Source organism: Kandleria vitulina DSM 20405 (assembly GCF_000702065.1).
GTDB classification, from domain to species: Bacteria; Bacillota_I; Bacilli_A; order Erysipelotrichales; family Coprobacillaceae; genus Kandleria; species Kandleria vitulina.
In genome coordinates this window covers 100708-122074 of record NZ_KL370857.1, presented here as the reverse complement: position 1 = coordinate 122074, position 21367 = coordinate 100708, and the positions used below count along the sequence as shown (strand labels likewise).

Annotated in this window: 23 protein-coding genes, 1 tRNA gene and 2 riboswitches; of the genes, 2 read left to right on the top strand and 22 right to left on the bottom strand. The window is 35.5% G+C overall.

Translation table 11 applies throughout. The features are described 5' to 3' along the window. Nucleotides 1–30: 30 nt before the first annotated feature. Entirely contained in the window at nucleotides 31–1209 is a 1179-nt protein-coding gene (locus T513_RS0110315) for an O-antigen ligase family protein (RefSeq protein WP_031590036.1), read from the top strand. On the opposite strand, the gene T513_RS0110310 is transcribed toward T513_RS0110315, so the two are convergent. Both T513_RS0110310 and T513_RS0110305 read right to left on the bottom strand, forming a co-directional pair. Next, nucleotides 1206–2087 (bottom strand): ROK family protein, encoded by an 882-nt coding sequence (locus T513_RS0110310; protein WP_236700929.1) that lies wholly within the window; start codon nucleotides 2085–2087, stop codon nucleotides 1206–1208. The two genes, T513_RS0110315 and T513_RS0110310, sit on opposite strands and share 4 nt — an antisense overlap. A gap of 421 nt (nucleotides 2088–2508) precedes the next feature. After that, nucleotides 2509–2585: transfer RNA gene (locus T513_RS0110305), tRNA-Thr, on the bottom strand. Between the two features lie 86 nt (nucleotides 2586–2671). Here T513_RS0110305 and T513_RS0110300 point away from each other — a divergent pair. After that, nucleotides 2672–2863 (top strand): hypothetical protein, encoded by a 192-nt coding sequence (locus T513_RS0110300; protein WP_029071505.1) that lies wholly within the window; start codon nucleotides 2672–2674, stop codon nucleotides 2861–2863. A 31-nt stretch (nucleotides 2864–2894) separates the two neighbouring features. Here T513_RS0110300 and T513_RS0110295 read toward each other — a convergent pair whose 3' ends face one another. The 20 genes from T513_RS0110295 to T513_RS0110200 form a co-directional block, all read right to left on the bottom strand. After that, nucleotides 2895–3479 (bottom strand): thiamine phosphate synthase, encoded by a 585-nt coding sequence (locus tag T513_RS0110295; RefSeq protein ID WP_035877185.1) that lies wholly within the window; start codon nucleotides 3477–3479, stop codon nucleotides 2895–2897. After that, entirely contained in the window at nucleotides 3472–4725 is a 1254-nt protein-coding gene (gene thiH, locus T513_RS0110290; protein ID WP_031590032.1) for a 2-iminoacetate synthase ThiH, read from the bottom strand. The genes T513_RS0110295 and thiH overlap by 8 nt, the downstream gene beginning before the upstream one ends. A gap of 12 nt (nucleotides 4726–4737) precedes the next feature. Further along, nucleotides 4738–5511: a thiazole synthase gene (locus tag T513_RS0110285; protein WP_031590031.1), complete on the bottom strand. Its 774-nt coding sequence runs from the start codon at nucleotides 5509–5511 to the stop codon at nucleotides 4738–4740. A 15-nt stretch (nucleotides 5512–5526) separates the two neighbouring features. After that, nucleotides 5527–6150, bottom strand: coding sequence for a thiamine biosynthesis protein ThiF (thiF, locus tag T513_RS0110280; RefSeq protein ID WP_031590030.1), 624 nt, complete (start codon nucleotides 6148–6150; stop codon nucleotides 5527–5529). After that, nucleotides 6151–6345: a sulfur carrier protein ThiS gene (gene thiS / locus T513_RS0110275; RefSeq protein ID WP_031590029.1), complete on the bottom strand. Its 195-nt coding sequence runs from the start codon at nucleotides 6343–6345 to the stop codon at nucleotides 6151–6153. 47 nt (nucleotides 6346–6392) lie between these two features. Then, a riboswitch (TPP riboswitch) is annotated at nucleotides 6393–6498 on the bottom strand. A 30-nt stretch (nucleotides 6499–6528) separates the two neighbouring features. Continuing rightward, nucleotides 6529–6635, bottom strand: a riboswitch (TPP riboswitch). A 67-nt stretch (nucleotides 6636–6702) separates the two neighbouring features. After that, complete coding sequence (gene mscL, locus T513_RS0110270; RefSeq protein ID WP_031590028.1) at nucleotides 6703–7110, bottom strand: large conductance mechanosensitive channel protein MscL; 408 nt, start codon at nucleotides 7108–7110, stop codon at nucleotides 6703–6705. Between the two features lie 61 nt (nucleotides 7111–7171). Continuing rightward, entirely contained in the window at nucleotides 7172–7954 is a 783-nt protein-coding gene (locus tag T513_RS0110265; protein ID WP_031590027.1) for a ZIP family metal transporter, read from the bottom strand. An 82-nt stretch (nucleotides 7955–8036) separates the two neighbouring features. After that, nucleotides 8037–8741 carry an ABC transporter ATP-binding protein gene (locus tag T513_RS0110260; protein ID WP_029071497.1) on the bottom strand — a complete coding sequence of 235 codons (705 nt, stop codon included), beginning with the start codon at nucleotides 8739–8741 and terminating at the stop codon, nucleotides 8037–8039. Between the two features lie 10 nt (nucleotides 8742–8751). Continuing rightward, complete coding sequence (locus T513_RS0110255; protein WP_029072707.1) at nucleotides 8752–9519, bottom strand: ABC transporter ATP-binding protein; 768 nt, start codon at nucleotides 9517–9519, stop codon at nucleotides 8752–8754. Continuing rightward, a complete protein-coding gene (locus T513_RS0110250; protein WP_029071495.1) occupies nucleotides 9516–10463 on the bottom strand; it encodes a branched-chain amino acid ABC transporter permease in 948 nt (315 codons plus the stop codon). Before T513_RS0110250 ends, T513_RS0110255 begins: the two co-directional genes overlap by 4 nt. A gap of 3 nt (nucleotides 10464–10466) precedes the next feature. Beyond that, nucleotides 10467–11342 (bottom strand): branched-chain amino acid ABC transporter permease, encoded by an 876-nt coding sequence (locus tag T513_RS0110245; protein ID WP_029071494.1) that lies wholly within the window; start codon nucleotides 11340–11342, stop codon nucleotides 10467–10469. 59 nt (nucleotides 11343–11401) lie between these two features. Next, on the bottom strand, nucleotides 11402–12550 hold the full coding sequence (locus T513_RS0110240) for an ABC transporter substrate-binding protein (RefSeq protein ID WP_029072706.1): 1149 nt from the start codon (nucleotides 12548–12550) through the stop codon (nucleotides 11402–11404). A 141-nt stretch (nucleotides 12551–12691) separates the two neighbouring features. Beyond that, nucleotides 12692–14281 (bottom strand): sensor histidine kinase, encoded by a 1590-nt coding sequence (locus T513_RS0110235; RefSeq protein ID WP_031590026.1) that lies wholly within the window; start codon nucleotides 14279–14281, stop codon nucleotides 12692–12694. Further along, on the bottom strand, nucleotides 14278–14946 hold the full coding sequence (locus T513_RS0110230) for a GTP pyrophosphokinase (protein WP_031590024.1): 669 nt from the start codon (nucleotides 14944–14946) through the stop codon (nucleotides 14278–14280). Before T513_RS0110230 ends, T513_RS0110235 begins: the two co-directional genes overlap by 4 nt. A gap of 10 nt (nucleotides 14947–14956) precedes the next feature. Continuing rightward, a complete protein-coding gene (locus tag T513_RS0110225; RefSeq protein ID WP_029072704.1) occupies nucleotides 14957–16084 on the bottom strand; it encodes an alanyl-tRNA editing protein in 1128 nt (375 codons plus the stop codon). Nucleotides 16085–16130: 46 nt separating this feature from the next. Continuing rightward, a complete protein-coding gene (locus T513_RS0110220; RefSeq protein ID WP_029072703.1) occupies nucleotides 16131–17594 on the bottom strand; it encodes a UDP-N-acetylmuramoyl-L-alanyl-D-glutamate--2,6-diaminopimelate ligase in 1464 nt (487 codons plus the stop codon). A gap of 364 nt (nucleotides 17595–17958) precedes the next feature. Continuing rightward, nucleotides 17959–18216 carry a barstar family protein gene (locus T513_RS0110215; RefSeq protein ID WP_051550694.1) on the bottom strand — a complete coding sequence of 86 codons (258 nt, stop codon included), beginning with the start codon at nucleotides 18214–18216 and terminating at the stop codon, nucleotides 17959–17961. A gap of 3 nt (nucleotides 18217–18219) precedes the next feature. Then, the gene (locus T513_RS0110210; RefSeq protein WP_031590022.1) at nucleotides 18220–18630 is read right to left on the bottom strand and encodes a ribonuclease domain-containing protein; all 411 of its coding nucleotides are present in this window, start codon (nucleotides 18628–18630) and stop codon (nucleotides 18220–18222) included. Between the two features lie 57 nt (nucleotides 18631–18687). Then, a complete protein-coding gene (locus tag T513_RS0110205; protein WP_201783566.1) occupies nucleotides 18688–19632 on the bottom strand; it encodes a calcium/sodium antiporter in 945 nt (314 codons plus the stop codon). Next, nucleotides 19629–21365, bottom strand: coding sequence for a tetratricopeptide repeat protein (locus T513_RS0110200; RefSeq protein ID WP_031590019.1), 1737 nt, complete (start codon nucleotides 21363–21365; stop codon nucleotides 19629–19631). Before T513_RS0110200 ends, T513_RS0110205 begins: the two co-directional genes overlap by 4 nt. Nucleotides 21366–21367: the final 2 nt, after the last annotated feature.

The following is a 21367-nucleotide window of genomic DNA, read 5'->3' as shown; positions in this document are numbered from 1 at the left end:
TGTAAAATAGAGAACACAGGAGGCTTTTACATGTTTACATTCTTTAAACAGCTAACACGTGAAGAAAAGCTGATGACCATCATGATCATCGCCTTATTTCTCCCGATGATTCCTTGTGCCTTAGTATGGCTTATTCTCACTCTTTATTTATTAAAGACAGGTGATATAAAGAGCGCTTATCAACATATTAAAGGCAGTCGTTTTATCTTATTCTTCACAATACTACAGCTGCTTGTATCATTATTCTATCAGAACTGGATTGGCTTTGGTTTTACATTCTTGTTGGTCATGTTCTTTACTATTTCTCTTTTCTTTAGAGAACATCTGACACCACGTTTTTTTGAAACAATGACAACCCTGATTATTTATTTAAGTGCTGTAGTAGGTATAATCGGTTTTATTCAGTACATGTATATCCTACATACATTTAATATTGATCACTTTGAAATCATTATTTTTAATACACCACCTAATCGTGTTCATTCTGTGTATTTTAATTCTAATTACTATGCCATGATGATCAACTTCTTCGTAGGTATTACATTCTATAAAATACTAAATAAATCCTATTCTATCAAAAGATTAGTTTCTTACATACTCATTACTTTATTAAATCTATTTATACTTTATCTCACAGGATGTAGAACAGCCTGGCCAGCATTAATGGCAGGACTAGTCATCATGTTGCTATATAGTCATCATAAAAAACTATTTGCATTACTAGCTTCATTGTCAGGGGTTGCGGTTGTCTTTTTAGCAACACATCCTCGCTATATTCCACGTATGTCTAATTTCAAGCATTATCTTGGAGTACGATTGAATATCTGGCGTGTAGCCTTATTGAACATTAAGACTCATCCATTATTTGGAGAAGGTCCAATGACATACTGGCATATCTATAAAAACTATCCAAATGCTCATCCCACTCAGCATGCTCACAATGTTTTTATTGATCCCGTTCTTTCCTTTGGGATTGTCGGTATTGCGACAATTGCACCATACTTTGTTGCTTCTACAAAACGTCTTCATAAGCTACATAAATTAGGATGCAATGATAACCTTGTTGGTCTTATTGTAGGCTTCATTCTCATGACCCTTATTCATGGATGTCTTGACTACACAATCTTCTTTGTCCAGACATCAGTATTGTTCCTAATAATCATCGGTAGCTTTGATGCCTATAAGAAAGAAATAGACTCTGCAGATTAATGCAGAGTCTTTTTAAATGTATAATAAGCACCAATTAAATTAGAATCATTGTGGTACTGACATACCGTAATTGGTGGTTTTCTAAATATAAAAGCATGCTTTTCAATTTCAACTAAGGCCTTTTTAATTCCTTCTACAAATAATGGATCTTCACTGATTCCTCCACCAATACAGATAATATCTGGATTGATGATATTATCAATATTATAACAATATTTTGCGATCGCAAAAAACCAGTCTTCTACTATAGATACGACTTCTTCATCACCTTCACGATAGAGTCTCATCATATCTTCTCCTGTAAGAGATTCATCATTCTTTGTTTCTTTTACTTTCTTAACTACAGTCAAAGTAGAATAATCATCTGCCATTTCACGATAAGAATCTCTTCTCATATCTGAAAAGACAGGACTAAATTCACCGGCAATAAGCTGATGTCCACGAATGATATCATTCTTATAGACAATACCTCCACCAATGCCTGACCCAAAAATCATGACTACACTGTTCTCACAATCTTTTGAAGATCCTATCCATGATTCACATAAAGCAGCTGCTTTTGCATCATTTTCTATTGAAATAGGCTTATTATCACATAGCGGCTTAAGATTTTCAATAAGATGGAAACCATCTAAATAGCGTAAAGCACCCCCAGTGATCATAACACCATTTTCACTATCAATGCGTCCTGGTGCACTGATTGCGATTCCTTCTAAGTCTTCATCAAATTGATGATAAAGACCACTAAGAACTTCTAGAATATGTTCCTGTGTATCTTGAGGTGTCGGCACCTTTCCTTTTTGAGAAAGGTGACACTCTTCATCTATTAAACCGTACTTGATAAAAGTACCTCCAATATCAATCGCTAAAGTTTTCATCTTTATCCCCCTTTATACTCTATTTTTCATTATACTTTTCCTATCTCTTTTCACCTTTCCTATTTCACAAAATGAAAAAATAAATGAGTCTGTAGGGGAACAGACTCATTTATCCTTTTCTAAATTTTAAAGGGAAGGGAATTTTATGTTTGTATGAGTGTTGTCGATATCTCTATCGACAAGTACATAATAGTCGAGAAATGTGACGTGAATGTGAACTGTTATATAAATTTGAGGTTAACTTCAAAAAATATTGTACATCATTACAAGATTCTTTTTCATCTGCAGATATTAACTGTTTAATTATTTCTAATTGCTCCCACGGGCAAGCCTGTGGGTTTTACGCCGCAATTTATAACATATAATTATAGAAAGAACATCAAAATTAAAAAAGCCCTTAACAAAGGGCTTTTTTGGTATCTGGTGCCGGAGATGGGACTTGAACCCACAGCCTACTGGTTACGAGTCAGTTGCTCTACCAATTGGAGCTACTCCGGCATGAATATCATTATATCACTAAATGAAGTATTGTTCCAATTTGAATTTAGAACTAATTTGTATATAATAAGAATGAGGTGAGAGTCATGGCAATCAAAGTAAAGGCTAAAGATGAAGATACTTTAGAAGAAGAACTTGAAGAATGGTCTTTGGGTGTTAACTTATTTGACACTAAGCCAAAAGATACCGTAGTTAAATTTAATGCGAGTCACATTAAAGAAGACGACTCAAAACGTTCTACCTACGAAAATGAAGAATTAAAAAATAGTGATTTATAATGAATAGAAAAGCGGCCAAGTGCCGCTTTTCTTATTTTTTCATTAATTGTGAAATATTGTCATTGCTCATAAGACTGCTCATTAAGCAGGCACCATCAGCACCGGTATGGAGAACTTGGGATATATTGGTTTCATTGATTCCTCCAATTGCATAAACGGGTATGTTTACTGAGGAAATCACATTTTGAAGAAATTCCAGTCCTCTTCCTGGTAATCCTTTTTTGCAGTCTGTTTCAAATATATGACCCACAATAATATAGCTACATCCTAGTGCCTCTGCTTCTTTTGCTTCTTCTACACTATGACAGGAAGCACCAAGTACTAGAAATGATGATCTTTCTTTTTTAGACATACTTCGTAAAAGAGGAAGCGGAAGATGAATGGCATTCATCTTAAGAGAAGTGGCTACAGAAGAAAAGCTATGCAAAATACATTTCACATTATACTTTTTACAAATTGATATCACTTGTGATGCTAATTCTAGATAATCTTCTGGAGTCATATCTTTTTCACGAAGTATGATTGCTTTAGGATGATAAGATGCGATATGGATAATTCTTGTTAAGAAGTCTTCTTTACAAAGGTGACGATTGGTGATGCAAACAATATTAGACATCGATATAATCATTTAATACCGGCTGTAATCCTTCACCGGACATATCCTCATACATTTTTTTGAAGCTGCGATTATCATTGATTTCAAATTGTTCATCGCCTTTAGCTTCATTGTTATTTTTACCAGTATACTTCGCTTCATGATCACCAATACCTGTAGAAACACCAGCTGACACCTTTGTAGCTGCAATCTTTACAATCCCATTTCTAAATTCTGCACTTTCACGTGAAGAGACTGTTATTCCTGCAAATGGCAAGAAGATACGATAGGCGCAAAGCACTTGACATAACTGTTTTTCTCCTACATCCAATGGATTGATTTTGTCATTATTGATGATTGGTCTTAATCTTGGACATGATAAAGACATTTCCGCATGTGGATATTTACGTTGCAGATAATAGACATGAAGCGCAGTTGCGAGAGCATCTTTTCTAAAATCGGATAAGCCTAGAAGAGCGGAGAAAGCTACTCCTCGCATTCCTCCACGTAAGGCGCGTTCTTGTGCATCAAAGCGGTATGGCCATACACGTTTATGTCCAAGAAGATGCAATGTTTCATATTTATCGCTATCATATGTTTCTTGAAAGACTGTTACATAATCTACGCCACATTCATGTAGATACTTATATTCATCAGTATTGACAGGATAAATTTCAAGTCCGACCATGCGAAAATACTTTCTCGCTAGTTTGCACGCTTCTCCGATATAGTGAACATCGCTTTGTCCTCTGCTTTCACCAGTAAGAATGAGGATTTCTTCCATGCCAGAGTTGGCTATAACTTCCATTTCATTTTCAATCTGTTCCCTGTTAAGCTTCATACGATGGATGTGATTGTAGCAGTTAAAACCGCAATACACACAGTAGTTCTCACAGTAATTTGCGATATATAAAGGGGTAAACAAGTAAACTGTATTTCCGAAATGTTTACTTGTTTCAAGTCTTGCTTTCTGAGCCATTTGTTCCAAATAGGGCTCTGCCGCAGGCGAAAGCAAGGCCTTGAAATCCTCAATTGAACATGTGTCATGATGTAATGCTCTAAGTACATCTTGTTTTGTATATTGCGTATAATCATAGCTATTCATTGCTTCAATTACTTTTGAACAGACATCTGATTCAATGATTTCCATTCCCGGAAGATATTCCATGTGATTCTTGCGATAAGATGGATCAGTTTCTAGTCTATGTTTTTTCTTGAGCGCTGCGGATGAAAGGTGCTTGGAGTCTACGTAAAATTGATTTTCCATTTTGTCTTCTCCTTAGTCTCGCAAGAATCCTGTCAATGGATCAGAAGCAGAAGCGCCACGATTGATGACACGTCCAAGACCTGACAGATACGCCTTTCGTCCTGCTTCTATGGCCTGATTGAACGCTGAAGCCATCATTGGCAGATCTCCCGCTGTCGCAATTGCAGTATTCGCCATAATTGCAGAAGCCCCCATCTCCATAGCTGCACACGCCTCTGATGGCTTACCGATTCCTGCATCTACGATAATAGGAAGATCAATTTCATCAATAAGAATCTGAATAAAATCCTTAGTCGATAAACCCTTATTTGATCCAATCGGCGATGCCAAAGGCATAATCGCAGCGGCTCCCGCCGCAGCTAAATCACGAGCGACATTAAGATCAGGATACATATAGGGCAACACTACAAATCCTTCTTTCGCAAGGATTTGTGTTGCCTTGATTGTCTCTTGATTATCTGGCAAAAGATATTTTGTATCTCGCATAATTTCTACTTTAATGAAATCACCACATCCTAGTTCTCTTGCGAGTCGGGCAATGCGCACAGCTTCCTGTGCATTTCTTGCCCCTGATGTATTAGGAATAAGAGTTACCCCTTTAGGAATATAGTCTAAAATATTTTCATGTTCCTTCGTATTGGCACGACGAATGGCAAGAGTAATCATTTCTGCTCCTGCATCTTTCACTGCCGCATCAATAAGTTTCATTGAATATTTTCCCGACCCTAATATAAAACGGGAATTAAACTCATGCCCACCGATGATGAGCTTATCATTATTTATCATAAATATACCTTCTTTCTATTCACCTGCAAGAATCCGCAGGATTGTATGCGCCTGATGAGCAGCGCAAAGCATCACTCTAGAAGATACTAATCCCATCGTATTCTTTACATCGCTGACTTCATCACCACATAAATAAAATCTATTTGTCAATTTTCTAGTCTTAATAAGATTAGGTGAGCCCATGCCAGCCATACCAGATGCAGCTACCACATAACAATCAGGTAGCCTTTCTAAAACACCATTGACTAACATGGCCTTACAAGATGGATCATCAAAAGCTTCACACACGATATCTGCATCTTTAAGAAGACTTACAATATTATCTTCTGTAATCTTTTTATTGATTGCCTCAATATCAATATAAGGGGCAACCTCCAAGATATTTTCTAAAAGAGCTTCCGTCTTATTACAACCAATCTGATTCACTTTATAGCACTGACGATGCAGATTCGTCATATCTACATGATCAAAGTCAATCAGTATAAGCTTTCCCACACCTGCTCTCGCTAATGCGATCGCAATATGTGAACCAAGACCTCCTAATCCACAAATCGCAACTGTCGCATTAGAAAATTGTTCATATAAGGAAAGACCAATACGATTGATCAATGCCTCTCTCCATTCTTGTTTTAAACTCATTTACCCACCTCCTACGAAGCTGACAATTTCTACAACATCTTCATCTTTAAGAATGGTCTTATCATACATTGACTTTAAGACAATCTCTTCATTGCGTTCTACCGCAATGACCCTAAGATCGTAATCTGTTGACTTCAGAAATTCAGATATGCTTTCTCCTGCAATATCCAATTCCTTGCCGTTGACCTTCACCATAATTACACCCCCATAAAAAAAGAGAAATATCCTATTTGGACATTTCTCATGATCTACACACAATTCCCTACGCTGGCATTATCCAAATCAGGTATAAGGGTCGAAGTTGATAACTTCCTCTCAGCCTGCACACAAGCTCCCCACTTCTATTGTAAAAAAGACGACACCTTATGATGCCGCCTAAAATCCTAGTAAATAACTTCCTACGACGGCATTATCCGCATCAGGTTATAGGGTCGAAGTTCGATCACTTCCTCTCAGCCTGCTTACAAGCTCCCCTGTATTTCTTTTATATGATATATCTAAATCAGTAAAAAGGCAATAGAAAAGGAAATCCTATAGATTTCCTTTTCATGGTTATTTGTTTTTAAGTAAATCTCTAATTTCTTCAAGTAAAACAATATCGTCTGGTTTTGCTGCTTCATCAGGTTTACTTTCTTCTTCTTTCTTAAGTTTATCCTTTGCTTTATTAATTGATTTAACAATTAAGAAAATACATAAGGCAAGCAATAGGAAGTTGATGAATGAAGATACAAAAGCGCCATATTTAATAGAAACAGTTCCAGCTGGTCCAATTGACATTTTGAAGACAGCTTCATCTAAGCTAGCTGGAATTTTAATAATTCCTGAGATGACACCCATTAGCATATTTACTAATGCAGTAACAACATCTTTTAAAGCACCACCTAAGATGACACCGACTGCCATATCAATGACGTTTCCAGTAAAAGCAAACTCTTTAAATTCTTTCCATAAGTTTTTCATAAAATACCTCCCTGCACATAATTATATCAAATCTTATCAATTTGAAAAGCATTTCACTCTATTAACCTAAAACTACATCTAGAATCATCATTAATGTGAATCCTATCGCAAATCCCATTGTCGCAATATTCGAATGTTTACCAATATTGGCACTTGGAATAAGTTCTTCGATGACCACATAGATCATGGCACCTGCCGCAAATGATAAGAAATACGGCAATAATGGGATAGTAATTGATGTTAATGCAATAACAAGTAATCCTCCTAATGGTTCAACTAGACCTGAAGCTGTTCCCATCAGGAAGGCTTTCATTTTACCTACACCTTCTGCTTTTAATGGCATAGAGATGATTGCTCCTTCAGGAAAGTTCTGTATTGCGATACCAATGGATAATGCCAACGCGGACATAAGTGTCATTGTCGATGTTCCAGACGCAATTCCGGCAAGAACAACACCCACTGCCATTCCTTCTGGGAAATTATGAAGCGTTACAGCTAAAACCATCATTGTGGTTTTCTGAAGCTTAGCTTTTATTCCTTCTGGTTCATCACTTTCAATATGAAGATGAGGTACAATATGATCTAGTACAAGCAAGAATAAGACTCCAAACATGAATCCTACTGCTGCTGGCATGACTTGCCATTTTCCCATCTTTTCTGACATTTCTATTGCTGGAATAAGCAATGACCAGGCTGAAGCCGCAACCATGACACCTGCTGCAAATCCTAGCAATGCTTTTTCTAATTTTTTATTCATAGCCTCTTTCATAAAGAATACCATCGCACTTCCGAGCGTAGTACCCAATACCGGAATAAGAAGGCCTATTAGTATATAATTATTCATAATTTTTTTCCTCCCTATCTCTAGTATAGGGATTTTTGTATTTTATACCAACAATATGCAAAAAAAGAGCATAAATGCTCTTTTATCCTAGATATGCTTCTTTTACACGTGAATTATTAGCAACATCTGCTGCCTTACCAGAAACAGTGATTGTTCCTGTTTCTAGAACATATGCTTTATCCGCAATCTTTAATGCCTTAGAGGCATTCTGTTCTACAAGAAGAACAGTTACACCTTCTTCTTTATTGATTGTCTTGATGATATCAAAGATTTCATTGACAAGAATTGGTGAAAGCCCCATTGATGGTTCATCAAGCAATAATAGCTTTGGTTTACTCATCAAGGCACGTCCCATTGCAAGCATCTGCTGTTCACCACCGGATAATGTACCGGCAAGCTGTTTCTTACGTTCTTCAAGTCTTGGGAATAGAGAGTAGATATGCTGGATATCATCTTCTATCTTGTTGTCATCTCTTAAGAATGCACCCATTTCAAGATTATCTTCTACAGAAAGCTGTGCAAAGATACGTCTTCCTTCTGGTACCTGAGCTAAGTTTAATCCAACAATCTTATGGGCAGGCATTTTAGAAATATCCTTGCCATCAAAGATGATCTCCCCACTCTTGCTTGAAATAAGTGAACTGATCGCATGAAGCGTTGATGTTTTACCAGCACCATTGGCTCCGATTAAAGCAACGATTTCTCCTTCTTCTACTTCAAAAGAGACATCTTTAATCGCATGAATGACACCGTAGTTTACATTTAAATCTTTTACTTTAAGTAACATGCAATCCCCCCTATTCTTCACTACCTAAATAGGCTGCTACTACTTCTGGATTATTTCTGATTTCATCTGGTGAACCAAACGCTAAAACTGTACCAAAGTTTAATACACAGATTTTCTCACAAATACCCATGACAAGTTTCATATCATGTTCAATAAGAAGAATAGAAATATCAAATTTCTTTCTAATTAAAGCAATTGTTTCCATTAATTCTGCTGTTTCAGTTGGGTTCATCCCTGCAGCAGGTTCATCCAATAACAATAATTTAGGAGAAGTTGCCAAGGCTCTGGCAATTTCTAGCTGACGCTGTTTCCCATAAGGAAGATTGGATGCCTTAACATCCGCAAATTCTTCAAGACCAAATACTGACAATAGCTCTCTGGCTTTCTGATCCATTTTTTCTTCTCCCTTAAAATAGCTAGGAAGATGTAAAATAGATGATAATAATGAATATTCATGAGAATGATGAAGACCAACTTTTACATTATCAATAACACTCATCTCCTTGAAAAGACGAATATTCTGGAATGTTCTAGCAATTCCCATCTGGGTAATCTGCGTTGGTGATTTTTTATTTAGACTTACACCATCAAGTAAGATTTTACCGCTTGTTGGTTTATACACCCCTGTCAACAAGTTGAAGATCGTTGTCTTTCCTGCACCATTAGGTCCAATAAGACCAAATAATTGACCTTCTCCAATTTCAAAGTTGAACTCATCAACGGCTTTAAGTCCACCGAATTGAATACCCAATCCAGATGTTTTTAATAATGGTTTCATAGTGACTCCTCCTTCCCTTTCTTATTCAAGAATGGAATCATACGTTTTAATGCAATACCTGCATCACTATGTTTAAGTAACATTGCTGCAATTAATACGATTGCATAAATTAACATACGATAGTTAGAGAAGCTGATTAATAATGAAGGAACAACTGTTAAGGCGATAGCCGCAATAATTGAACCTGGCAAGCTTCCCATTCCGCCTAATACGACCATAACAAGGATTTCTACTGATTTGTTATAATCGAAATATTTAGGAACAAGAACTGGAATGTAATGTGAATAAAGTGCCCCTGCTGCTCCCGCAAAGAATGCAGAAATAACGAAGGCTAAGATTTTATAGTAAGTAATGTTGATACCTGATAATTCTGAAGCTGTTTCATCTTCTTTTACTGAGATGATTGCACGTCCATGACGAGAATGAACGATACTGTAAACTACAAAAATTGTTAATGCAGCAATCAAGTAAACAAAAGTAAAGTTTGTTTCATGAGGTGTACCAATTAACCCTCTTGAACCATTAGTGATCTTCAAGTTAACAATGATAACACGAATGATTTCATTGAATGCTAAAGTGATGATACAAAGATAATCACCTTTTAATCTTAAAGAAGGAACACCTACGACAATACCGATGAGTGCTGCTGCAAGAGCACCGATAAGAAGTGTCAATAAGAATGGCCACTGATAATAGATACTTAAAATAGCTGAAACATAAGCACCTACAGCCATGAATCCGGCGTGTCCTAATGTCAACTGACCTAAGTAGCCAGTAGCTAAGTTCAATGATACAGCCAGTACAATATTAATACCGCAAAGCATAATAATACCTGACCAGAAACTATTTAAGATGCCAAGTGACATCAGCAATGTTAATACAATATATGGAATCGCCGCCATAAGAAGGGCTAAAATAAGCGATTTTACTAACTTCTTTTTCATACGCTATACCTTCTCTCTTACGTTCTTTCCAAATAAACCAGCTGGTTTAATCAATAAAATAAGAATCAAAATACCAAATACAATAGCATCAGAGAAATCTGATGAGATATATGAGATAGTCAATGATTCAGCAACCCCGATCATAAGTCCACCGACCATGGCACCAGGAATGCTGCCAATTCCTCCAAGTACTGCCGCAATGAAGGCCTTAATTCCTAGCATTGCACCAATATATGGATTAATAAGCGAGAACTTTGCCCCATAGATGACACCTGCTACAGCACCTAATCCAGAACCAATCGCAAAAGCTAAAGAGATAGTTGAAGAAACATTGATTCCCATAAGCTGTGCTGCTCCAGCATCTTCTGAAACGGCACGCATTGCTTTCCCCATTTTTGTCTTATGAATAAAGAATAACAATACGCCAGTACAGACACCTGAAATAATTAATGTAATTAATGTGATATATGTGATATGCAAACCACCAAGATGGAATGAACCTTGTGGCATGATATCAGGGAATGTTTTTCCTGATGATGTAAAGATCAAGTAGAAAACATTCTGTAATAAATAAGAAACACCGATAGCTGTGATCAGTACTTCCAATGATCCTTTACCACGTAGTGGCTTATAAGCTACCTTTTCAGTAATAACACCTAATGCGGCAGTCAATACAACAGAAAGAGCGATTGCTGCAACAGGAGGTAATCCTAAACTTGAGATACCTACTAGTGCAAAATAAGAAGAGGCCATGATGATTTCACCATGAGCGAAGTTGATCATCTTCCCAATGCCGTATACCATTGTATATCCAATTGCAACCAGTGCATACATACTACCGGTTGATAATCCATTGATAATCTGATTAATAAAATCCATAGAGAACTCCTTTCAATAATACTAAAGGGAGAGTATATGCTCTCCCTAATCATACTTCCTTATGAAACAGTGACATACTTTCCATTCTTAACTGTTACGGTAACCATTTCCTTCTGTGGATCATGATACTCATTGTATTTGAATCCACCACATGCTGCTTCATCATTTGTAACAGTGATTTTAGCAAGCTGTTCATTGATCTTATCTGGATCAGTAGATTTAGCAGCATTGATTGCTTTCATCATAACAGTTACAGCATCATATTCCATTGCAGCAAACATGTTAGGCATTGTATTATACTTCTTCTGATAAGCATCGATAAATGCTTTTGCTGGACCAGAAGTTGCATCTTTATTAAATCCTGATACATAGTAAGTATTTTCGAAGTTTTTAGCATTTACACCTTTAACTCCAAGGATACCATCCCATCCATCTCCACCAAATAGTGGAACGTTAATACCAGCATCTCTTAACTGTTTTGTAATAGTAACAACTGATTCATAGTAATCTGGAAGATAAACTGAATCACATCCACTAGCTTTGATCTTAGAAATGAAAGTAGAGAAATCTTTAGTATTGGCATTGTATGCTCCACTATAAACAACATTAACATTCTGGTTTTTAGCTTCTTTTTCAAATGAAGCATCAAGACCTGCAGAGTAGTCTAATTCTTTGTTATAAAGAATTGCAACTTTTCTAAAGTTAAATTTAGTATTACAAAGTTTAGCTAAATAAGTACCAGCATATGAATCGTTTGTACAGATTCTAAATACATTCTTATAAGCTTTCTTTGTAGATGAATCAATAGTAATGTTATCTCCTGTACCTGATGGTGTAAGAATTGGAGTAGACTTCGCTTTTGAAGCATTAGCAACGGCTAAACATGAAGCAGTAGTAACTGGTGAAAGAACTGCTGTTACATTGTCATCATCGACAAGCTTGTTGTAAGCATTGACCGCTTCAGTTGCATCAGCTTTATCATCATAAGCCTTAATAGTAATCTTAGTACCATTTTCTTTGTTATACTTTTCAACTGCTAATTCCAATGCATTCTTAACAGCTGTTCCATACTGAGATGCATCACCAGTCAATGGACCAATAAAACCAAAGATTGGATTCTTTACAGTAGTCTTTGTCTGGTTTGTACTTGAACACCCCACAAGCATTGCTGCCACTGCAGCAAATGCACATAATTTTTTAAATCTCATAACTATCCCCTCTTTTTCTGATTTGATACTTTAATTATAGATACATTCTATCGAATTTCAAGAACTTTGCAACACTTTTTTATAGAATATCTAAAAAAATTAAATAATTTTCGTTTATTGAAACAAAAAAGAGTAGCAATGCTACTCTGTAAAAATTCTTTTTAATTGTATCTTAAAGACTGTTTTATATCCTTCTAATGAATCTAATTCTATCGTACCACCATGTAATTCAATGATACGTTTGGCAATGCTCATGCCTAGTCCTGTCCCTTTTCCCGAAGTTCTCGCTTCATTTGTTGTAACAAAAGCATCGAAGATACGTTCTCCGACCTCTTCAGAGATACCTACTCCATCATCAGCGTAGATGATAGTAATCTTATCATTCTTCTCATTGACACTATAGTAGATCTTGGTACCTACTACATTATATTTCAACGAATTATTTAACAGATTATCCAAGGCACGTGGGAATAGATTCAAGTCTATCTTGGCAAGTTCTATATCATCAGGAATATCTTTTTCAACACGGAAACCTTTAAGACTGATTTCTTCATTTTTAGAGTAGATGTAGTCTCTAAACCATTCATGAAGATCTACTTCGCTTAAATTAAGATGATATTCAGGATGCTCCATTCTTGTATAGGCAAACAATGTATCCATCAAGCTAGCACTCGCATTGGCCTTGACAGCTAGGGTCTGAAGATACTGTTCCTGCTTTTCTTCAGGAACGACATGATCTGCCAATGCTTTTGCATACCCTTGAATGACGGTCAACGGTGTCTTTAGATCATGGGAAAGATCGACGATGACACGCTGTCTTTCAGCATTGGCTTTTTCTTTTTCCTGTTCACTTATTTCTAGTTCATTCATTAAATCTTCGAAGGTATCTACGACATAGAAGAACTCTCTTGGCATTTCATCTTTATCTATTTTTTGTGGTTCTCCTTTTGAATAAGAAAGCATCGCTTTATTTAATGGCTGAATACTCTTCTTGATCTTTCTATCAAAAAGCATTGTCTGAATAAAAATAATGATGATGATCAATAAGATAGGAATAGGAATGAATCTTAGAAGCTTATCTTCTAGGTTGCTATAATCCTCTTCTTTAAATGTTGGATTAATAAACACGAAGACGCGTCTCTTTCCTTTTTTATTGACATACTCATACTTAGAAACAGTAAATTCATTTTTTTCACTATCTATGAATTTACCGCTTATTAAATTAAATTCATAGGGAGAAAGTGAGGACTTATTGAATAAGTTACCTTCTACTACACGAAGATTATTATCTAAAATCGCATATCCTGTCGACTGCAATGTTCCATCCTTGATCTTCTTGACTTTCTGCACATAGAATCCATTCTTATATTTTCCAGATTCATATTGAGTAATGGAGTAGTTGTATCCTGAATTGTATCTTTCAATTAATTCAAGATCAACGGCTCTGATATCCTCTTTTATGGATTCATTGGATGAATAGATGACATCATTATCATCATTGAAGACAATAAAGGAACACTTCTTAAATGATTCAATGGGAATATTTGAAAAATGTTCGGAGATGATATCATCTTTATATTTTAAGACATCATCCATATCGGTGAAGGCGATGTCTAGCATGTAGGCATAAATTAACATGAAGCCCAGAAAAACAGCTAATATTAATACTGAGAAGACTGTGAAATGTACAACACTTGTTCTAATAAAGCTTTTTTTCTTGAAAAAACTCATGTATTATCCTCCTTGCCTAAGATTTCATCTTTAGCATACTGCATACGCTGATCGAGTTCTTTACACATTGTGGCACATGTTTTCATTTCATCTTTTAATAAGATGAGCTGTTCATCTGTTAAATCTTTATGATAGCGTAGCTTATGTTCAAGACTTGCCCAAAAATCCATCGCAATAGTTCTTAGCTGTACTTCTACTTTCATCATCTTTTTTCCTGTAGATAAGAAAATAGGGATTTCTATAAGAAGATGCAAAGAGCGATATCCGCTCTTCTTAGGATTTTTAATATAGTCTTTTCTTTCTACTAGAACAACGTCATCTTGTGAAAGAAAATATGATTCTAATACGTAGATATCTTTTTCAAAAGAACAGATGACACGTACACCTGCTACATCAAAGACATTCTCTTCCATTGATTTTAAAGTTAAAGGAAAACCTTTGCTTTTTAGTTTACGTAAAATACTGTCATATGACTTGATTCTTGTCTTAATGCTTTCAATGGGGTTTCCATCATACAACAAGGCAAACTGTTCATTTAGAACCTTAAATTTTGTTTCTACTTCCATTAAAGCACAGCGATAGTATGAGAAGAGTTCATCTACTGGTTCAATCTTTACTTGGAAGGTTTCAAGAAACCTGTTTAATGCTAAATCTCTAATTATCATTTTTATACCTCTAATCGATTAGTGTCTTTATTTCTTCTTGTTTACAAGAAATAAAACCCTGGATCATCTCTGATGATCCTCCTCCCTTTCCTTTGTGGCTTACAAGCTTATCTAGCAATTCTTTCATATCTAATGAAGCAGAAGATAATATATAGCGATATCCTCTTTGATCATTTCCAACAAATACGCCAGCGTAGCGTGTTGCTTTCTTTTTTAGCTTATTAACAGCTTCACGCTGAATAGCTGTTTCCATCTGTTCTTCAAATAGAAGAATGCTTTCTCCTTCACAATGACTGATTTTTTCTGAAAGAGCATCACTTTGCACTTTTCTGATTTCACTTTCAAGTCTGCTGTTTTTATCTTGTAAGTTCTTTACATGCTTTACAAGTGACTCCTGGTTAGCGGAAAGCATACCATAAAGAGACTGGGCATTTTCATAGTCTTTTCTTATATAGTTAAAGGCTCTTATGCCACATTCTAAAAAGACTCTGATGCCACCTTTATAGTTCATATGACTGATGATCTTCATCATGCCAATTTCCCCTGTTGATTTAACATGAGGAGCGCAACATGCACATAGATCATATCCTTCAATATCGACAAGGCGCACATCGCCCTTGATTTCTTTTTTTGAACGATAATCCAATGTTTCAAGCGTCTTTCTGTCAGGATAAAAACAAGTAATAGTCTTATTCTGATAGATGGCCTTATTGACCTCTACTTCTATTTCTTTTAATGCTTCATCACTTATTGGTCCATTGAAATCTACTGTCATTTCATGGACTCCTAGATGAAAGCCAACATTATCATATCCAAATTTCTTATGCACGATACCACTGAAGATATGTTCTCCACTATGGCATTGCATATTTGAAAAACGAAAATCCCAATCAATCTGACCATGAACATGGTCTCCAACATGAAAAGGATGATTCTTTATTTCATGAATGATCATATCTCCTTCTTCTTGTACATCAGTTACCTTCTTTCCCTCAATAAAGCCTCGATCGGCACACTGTCCACCAGCTTCTGGGAAAAAGATTGTATTATCAAGGATAATATGATCTTGATCACACTCAATGACCTCTGCTTCAAAAGAAGTCTTATATGGATATTTTTCATAAGTTCTAATACTCACTCGTATTCACCTCAGTCCCTATTATACAAAAAACAAGACTAGATAACTAGCCTTGTCTTGATTCTAAGTATTCCCTAATAATGACTCTCTCATCCATTGGATACTTCTTGCCTTTAATTTCCTGATAATCTTCATGACCTTTACCTGCAAGAACAATAATATCTCCTGGTTCACCATGTTCAATAACATAAGCGATAGCTTCTCTACGATCAGGTATTTCTACATACTGACCATCAGTCTTAGCCATACCAATTTCAATATCTTTGATAATATCCATTGGATCTTCGTCTCTTGGGTTATCAGAAGTAATAACTGTTAAATCAGCTAATCTTCCTGAAACTTCACCCATCTCATATCTTCTTAATTTACTGCGGTTACCACCACATCCAAATAATACAACTAAACGATGTGGATGATAGTCTTTCAATGTAGTAAGAAGGCTTTCTAAGCCAAAGGCATTATGTGCATAGTCAATCATTAATGTGAAATCATCTGACACCTTGACCATTTCAATTCTTCCTTTTGCCTTTGCATGAAGCAATGCTTCCTGCATATCTTCTTTATTGACATTAAAGTGAGCACAGATTGCCATTGCGGTTAAAGCATTATAAACACTGAATTTACCTGGTGTTGGTATTTCTACATGAAGATCAATTAACCCTTTCGCATCAAATGAAATACCTAATTCCCCTGGTTTCTTGATTAAATCAAGATTTTCGGCTCTCAAGTCCGCATTTTCATGTAAACCAAAAGTTTCTAGTTCACAAGTATGACCTTCTAATACAGTCTTGTAGTGTGCATCATCACAGTTGACAATACCCTTCTTGCACTGCTTGAACAATAATCCTTTACAATGCATATAATGTTCAAATGAAGGATGTTCATTTGGTCCAATATGATCTTCAGAGATATTAGTAAGGATACCAATCTCAAATGTAAATCCCTGTGTTCTATGCAACATTAATGCCTGGGAAGAGACTTCCATAACAACAACTTGAATACCAGCCTCTACCATATCCTTAAAAGTCTTCTGTAATACATAAGATTCTGGTGTTGTATTCACTGAAGGAATATGTACATCTCCAATAATTGTTTCCACAGTACCAATCAATCCTACTTTATAACCTGCATGTTCAAGAATGGATTTTACCATATAGGAAGTTGTCGTCTTTCCTTTTGTACCAGTAATCCCAATAACCTTCAATGAAGATGCAGGATGCCCATAATAGCTTGCAGCAACAAATGCCATCGCATATCTTGTACTTTCTACCTTAATGATTGTGACATCTTCTTCTACTTCTACATCACGTTCTACAAGAATAGCTTTAGCTCCTTTTTTAATGACATCGCTGATGGCATCATGTCCATCAAAATGAACGCCTTTTACACAGACGAACAATGATCCTGGTGTCACTTTTCTATTATCATAAATGACATCAGTGACATCGCACTCTTCTCCTTTTATAATTTCATAGTTAACACCTTTTAATAATTCTTTTATTGAATACATAGATGTCTATCCTCTCTTTCATACAAAATTATAATACAACGAGAAGAATTGTGAAGTCAAAAAAAAGCAGTGAGAACTCTAACTCACTGCAGCGTCGATAATATTTTAATAGGGAGTTTTTTGATTTTACTGAAGTAAATATATAAAAGTTTTGTGTACACAATATTAACTTAAACAAAAAGACAGAATCTTTTGGATTCTGCCCTTTTGTTTGTCGAAAATATTATAAAGAGAGTCTGAACTTCTTTACAGGTGTTACCATAACACGTCTATAAAAGAAATGCACGCATAAATAGACATTTTTATAAAATGAAAAGAAAAAGGGATTTTTGTACATTTTATCGTAATAATTTAGTTACATTTGTCACTTGATGTAATTAACATTTATCAATTTATTTGATTCCATAACATCTTCAAAAAGCTGCATCACTAAATCTTGATAGGAGGCAGGTAATTCCTCAACATTCTTTATTGTTAACACTGTTGGTTCTCCTATTTCACATAGTACATCATACAAGGCATCAAGATTGTTGCCATAATAGTCAGGAAGAGGCAGTTTTCTAAAAGCATTATGTAGATCTTGGGCTGTATAGACATGATCAAAATTAATAATATACTCCATATTCTACTCCTCAAATGTTATTTTGGTAAAAGTCTGATAGTGATCATCCGTATAATAAATCACAAAATCTTTTGAATAGATCAATCGCTTCTTGCCTCGCGATTTTTTATGCAATGTATCGATATCACATTCTTTATAAGAATCAACCGGAAGACGACGTTCATAATTGCCAAAGCGATCTCCACCTATGCATCCATTTTTTACATAGTAGTCAAGACCACCACCACGCCAGCCCTTTTGTCTGGCTTGATTCTTCGTAATAAAATTCTTTGGCAATTTCCTATAAGTATGAAGATACAGTGACACATCTCCTTTAGATGTGTAGATCCCATCATAATCAATTTTCTCTTTAACTGCTGCTTGACAGGCTGTTAATGCTATAAAGAGACTTAATAAAAGAAACTTGATTTTCATTGATATTCCTCCTTCTTTTATTCTAACAAAAAAGATTTGCGTTTTAAAAGCAAATCTTTATAACATTAAATAGACAAAATAGATAGCGTATGCAATAAGCATTGTGATCCCGCCCCATCTAGAAAGTTCATGGTCTTTAAAGACACATAAATAAAGCAGGACACATGCGCCAATTGCTACAATGCTGTCGATGATAAACTTTGACTGGTAAGCCACCGGTGTAATTAAGGCGCTTGTCCCAATTACGAATAAGATATTGAAGATATTCGAACCAACAATATTACCAATAGCGATATCGGACTTTCCACGTTTAGCTGCAGTAACAGAAGTCACCAATTCAGGAAGAGATGTTCCCAATGCGACAATGGTTAATCCGATAATACGTTCACTTACTCCAAAGTATTTTGCAATACCACTTGCTCCATCAACCGCAAAGTTAGAACCTAGAACAACGATAGCGATTCCAATGACTGTTAAGAATAATAGAATAGGAATAGTACGTAAGTGGGCAATCTGATCTTCCTCTTCTGCTTCAATAAAACCTTTCTTAGTCATTATGAACAAGTAAGACAAGTAGGCAATAAACAATGCCCATAAGATTAATCCACCTTTAATGCCAATGACTTCATTTTGAAGTCCAATAATTGAAAAGATAATAGACACAGCGATCATGAATGGCAATTCATATTTGACAGTGGTCTCTTTGATAAGTAATGGGGTAATACATGATGTCACACCCAAGATGATCAATACATTAAGAATATTAGAGCCAAGAACATTTCCTACAGCGATATCTACGCTTCCCTTTAATGCAGAAGTGATGGATACAGCTGCTTCAGGGGCACTTGTTCCCATCGCAACGATGGTTAACCCTACTACAAGAGCAGGAATTCCTAATCTTTTAGCGATGCCGCTCGCTCCTTCTACAAGCCAGTCCGCACCTTTGATAAGCATTAAAAACCCTAAAATCAAAAGCCCTATGTTTTTTATTAACAGTATCATTTTTCTTTTTCCTTTCCTTTTAACAATGCCATAAGCTGATGATACTCATCACTTATTTCTTCTTTATTTAAAACATATTCATGTTTTCTTTTTTCTTTATAATGTTCAAGATAATAAAGCACTTTTTCATAATAAAACTTAGCTTCCTCTAAATAGCCAAGTCTCATCAGATCATAAGCTAAGTCATGTGTGGATACAGCCAAGTAATGACGTTCTCCTTCATGACTGTGCTTCTTTTCATAATATGCAGAAATATCAAAACATTTTCTAAAGTAATCCAATGATTGCTTTTCATCTAATTCTTCAAGGACATATCCCATATGTCGATAAGCTAAGGATAAAGAGTAATGAGAACTTACACTCTGATATTCATCATGAAGCTTTTCTCTGATCGCAAGATCTTTTTCAAAATACTCTTTAGCTAGATTATATTCTGATTTATTCATATAGACCCAACCGATATTCATATAGGCAATCCCCACTTCAGCTTTTCTGACATAGATATCTGTACGTTTTTCTATATCTAAGTTGAGTGATAGGGATTCTTTATAATAAGCTAAAGCCTGATCTATTTTATGTAGCTTCTCATTGACTTTTCCTAACTTCTTTAAGATAATCGCTACACTAAACAGGTCATCATCGCTGTTGCTTAGAGCGTCTTCTTTTTCTAATTGATAAACTTCTTCATAATAATAAAGAGCATCCTTGTACTTTTCTCTTAAAAAAGCAATATTTCCCTTTTGTTCAGAGGCAATAATATAGCTTTCACGATAGTTAGGATCTTTCTTGTACAGTTCACTAAATAGTTCATAGGCTTCATCATAAAGTAGACTCGCCTGTTTTAGACTATCCTGATCACCTAACTGTTCATAGCGATTTCCCATCTGTCTAAGTGAAATACCATAGTTGTATTTATTATCCAATGATGGATCTTCATCGAGTAACATCTTAAAGATATCTTTTTCTATATTATGATAATAAAGCGATAATTCTATACGCTGATCATCACTATCAATATTATCAAGGTCTTCAATGGTATCAATAGAAGCATAATGTAAACCTATCTTTTCAGCGATATGGGCTTTTTCGTAGTTATTTTCAAGATGACAATCTTCATATTGCTTAAAGAGCGCCAATGTGTAATTGAGTGCTTCTTTTTCAAAGTCATCCCCTAGTTTTTCGTAAACTCTAATGACATCTTCTAAGCCTACTAAAACATTGCGTTTATTATCCTCATTAGGATTATTAATTGCGACTTCTTCAAGAATAGTCTTTTCTCTTAAATAGGGATCAATACTGCGAGAAAGATCCACTTTTTCAAGAAAGTGTCCATATTCCTGATAAGTGATGGCTAAATCGACATTCTCTTCTTCATTGCGATCTTTCTTACGCCATAAGCGCCATAATAATTCACAATAGAGATCATCTATTTCTTTAATGAAAGACTGATTTTCTAATGAAATATAGTAGGTGATGAGTCTTTCATTTAAAAGCATATCTTCAATTGTAAGAATGTGATCGAAGCTATCATTAAGATAATCGTGAAGTTCACTTAATGACATAATATCGATAGGCTCTTCTCTGGTTTCCTGATCACCAATACCATTTGGTCCTACCCATGCATAAGTAATGAGCAGTTTATGGTGAGTGGGATCAAGGGTAATCATATTTAATTCTTTTACTAATGTTGGATTTGTATCTATATCATTGATAAAGAGGATAAATTCTTCCATAT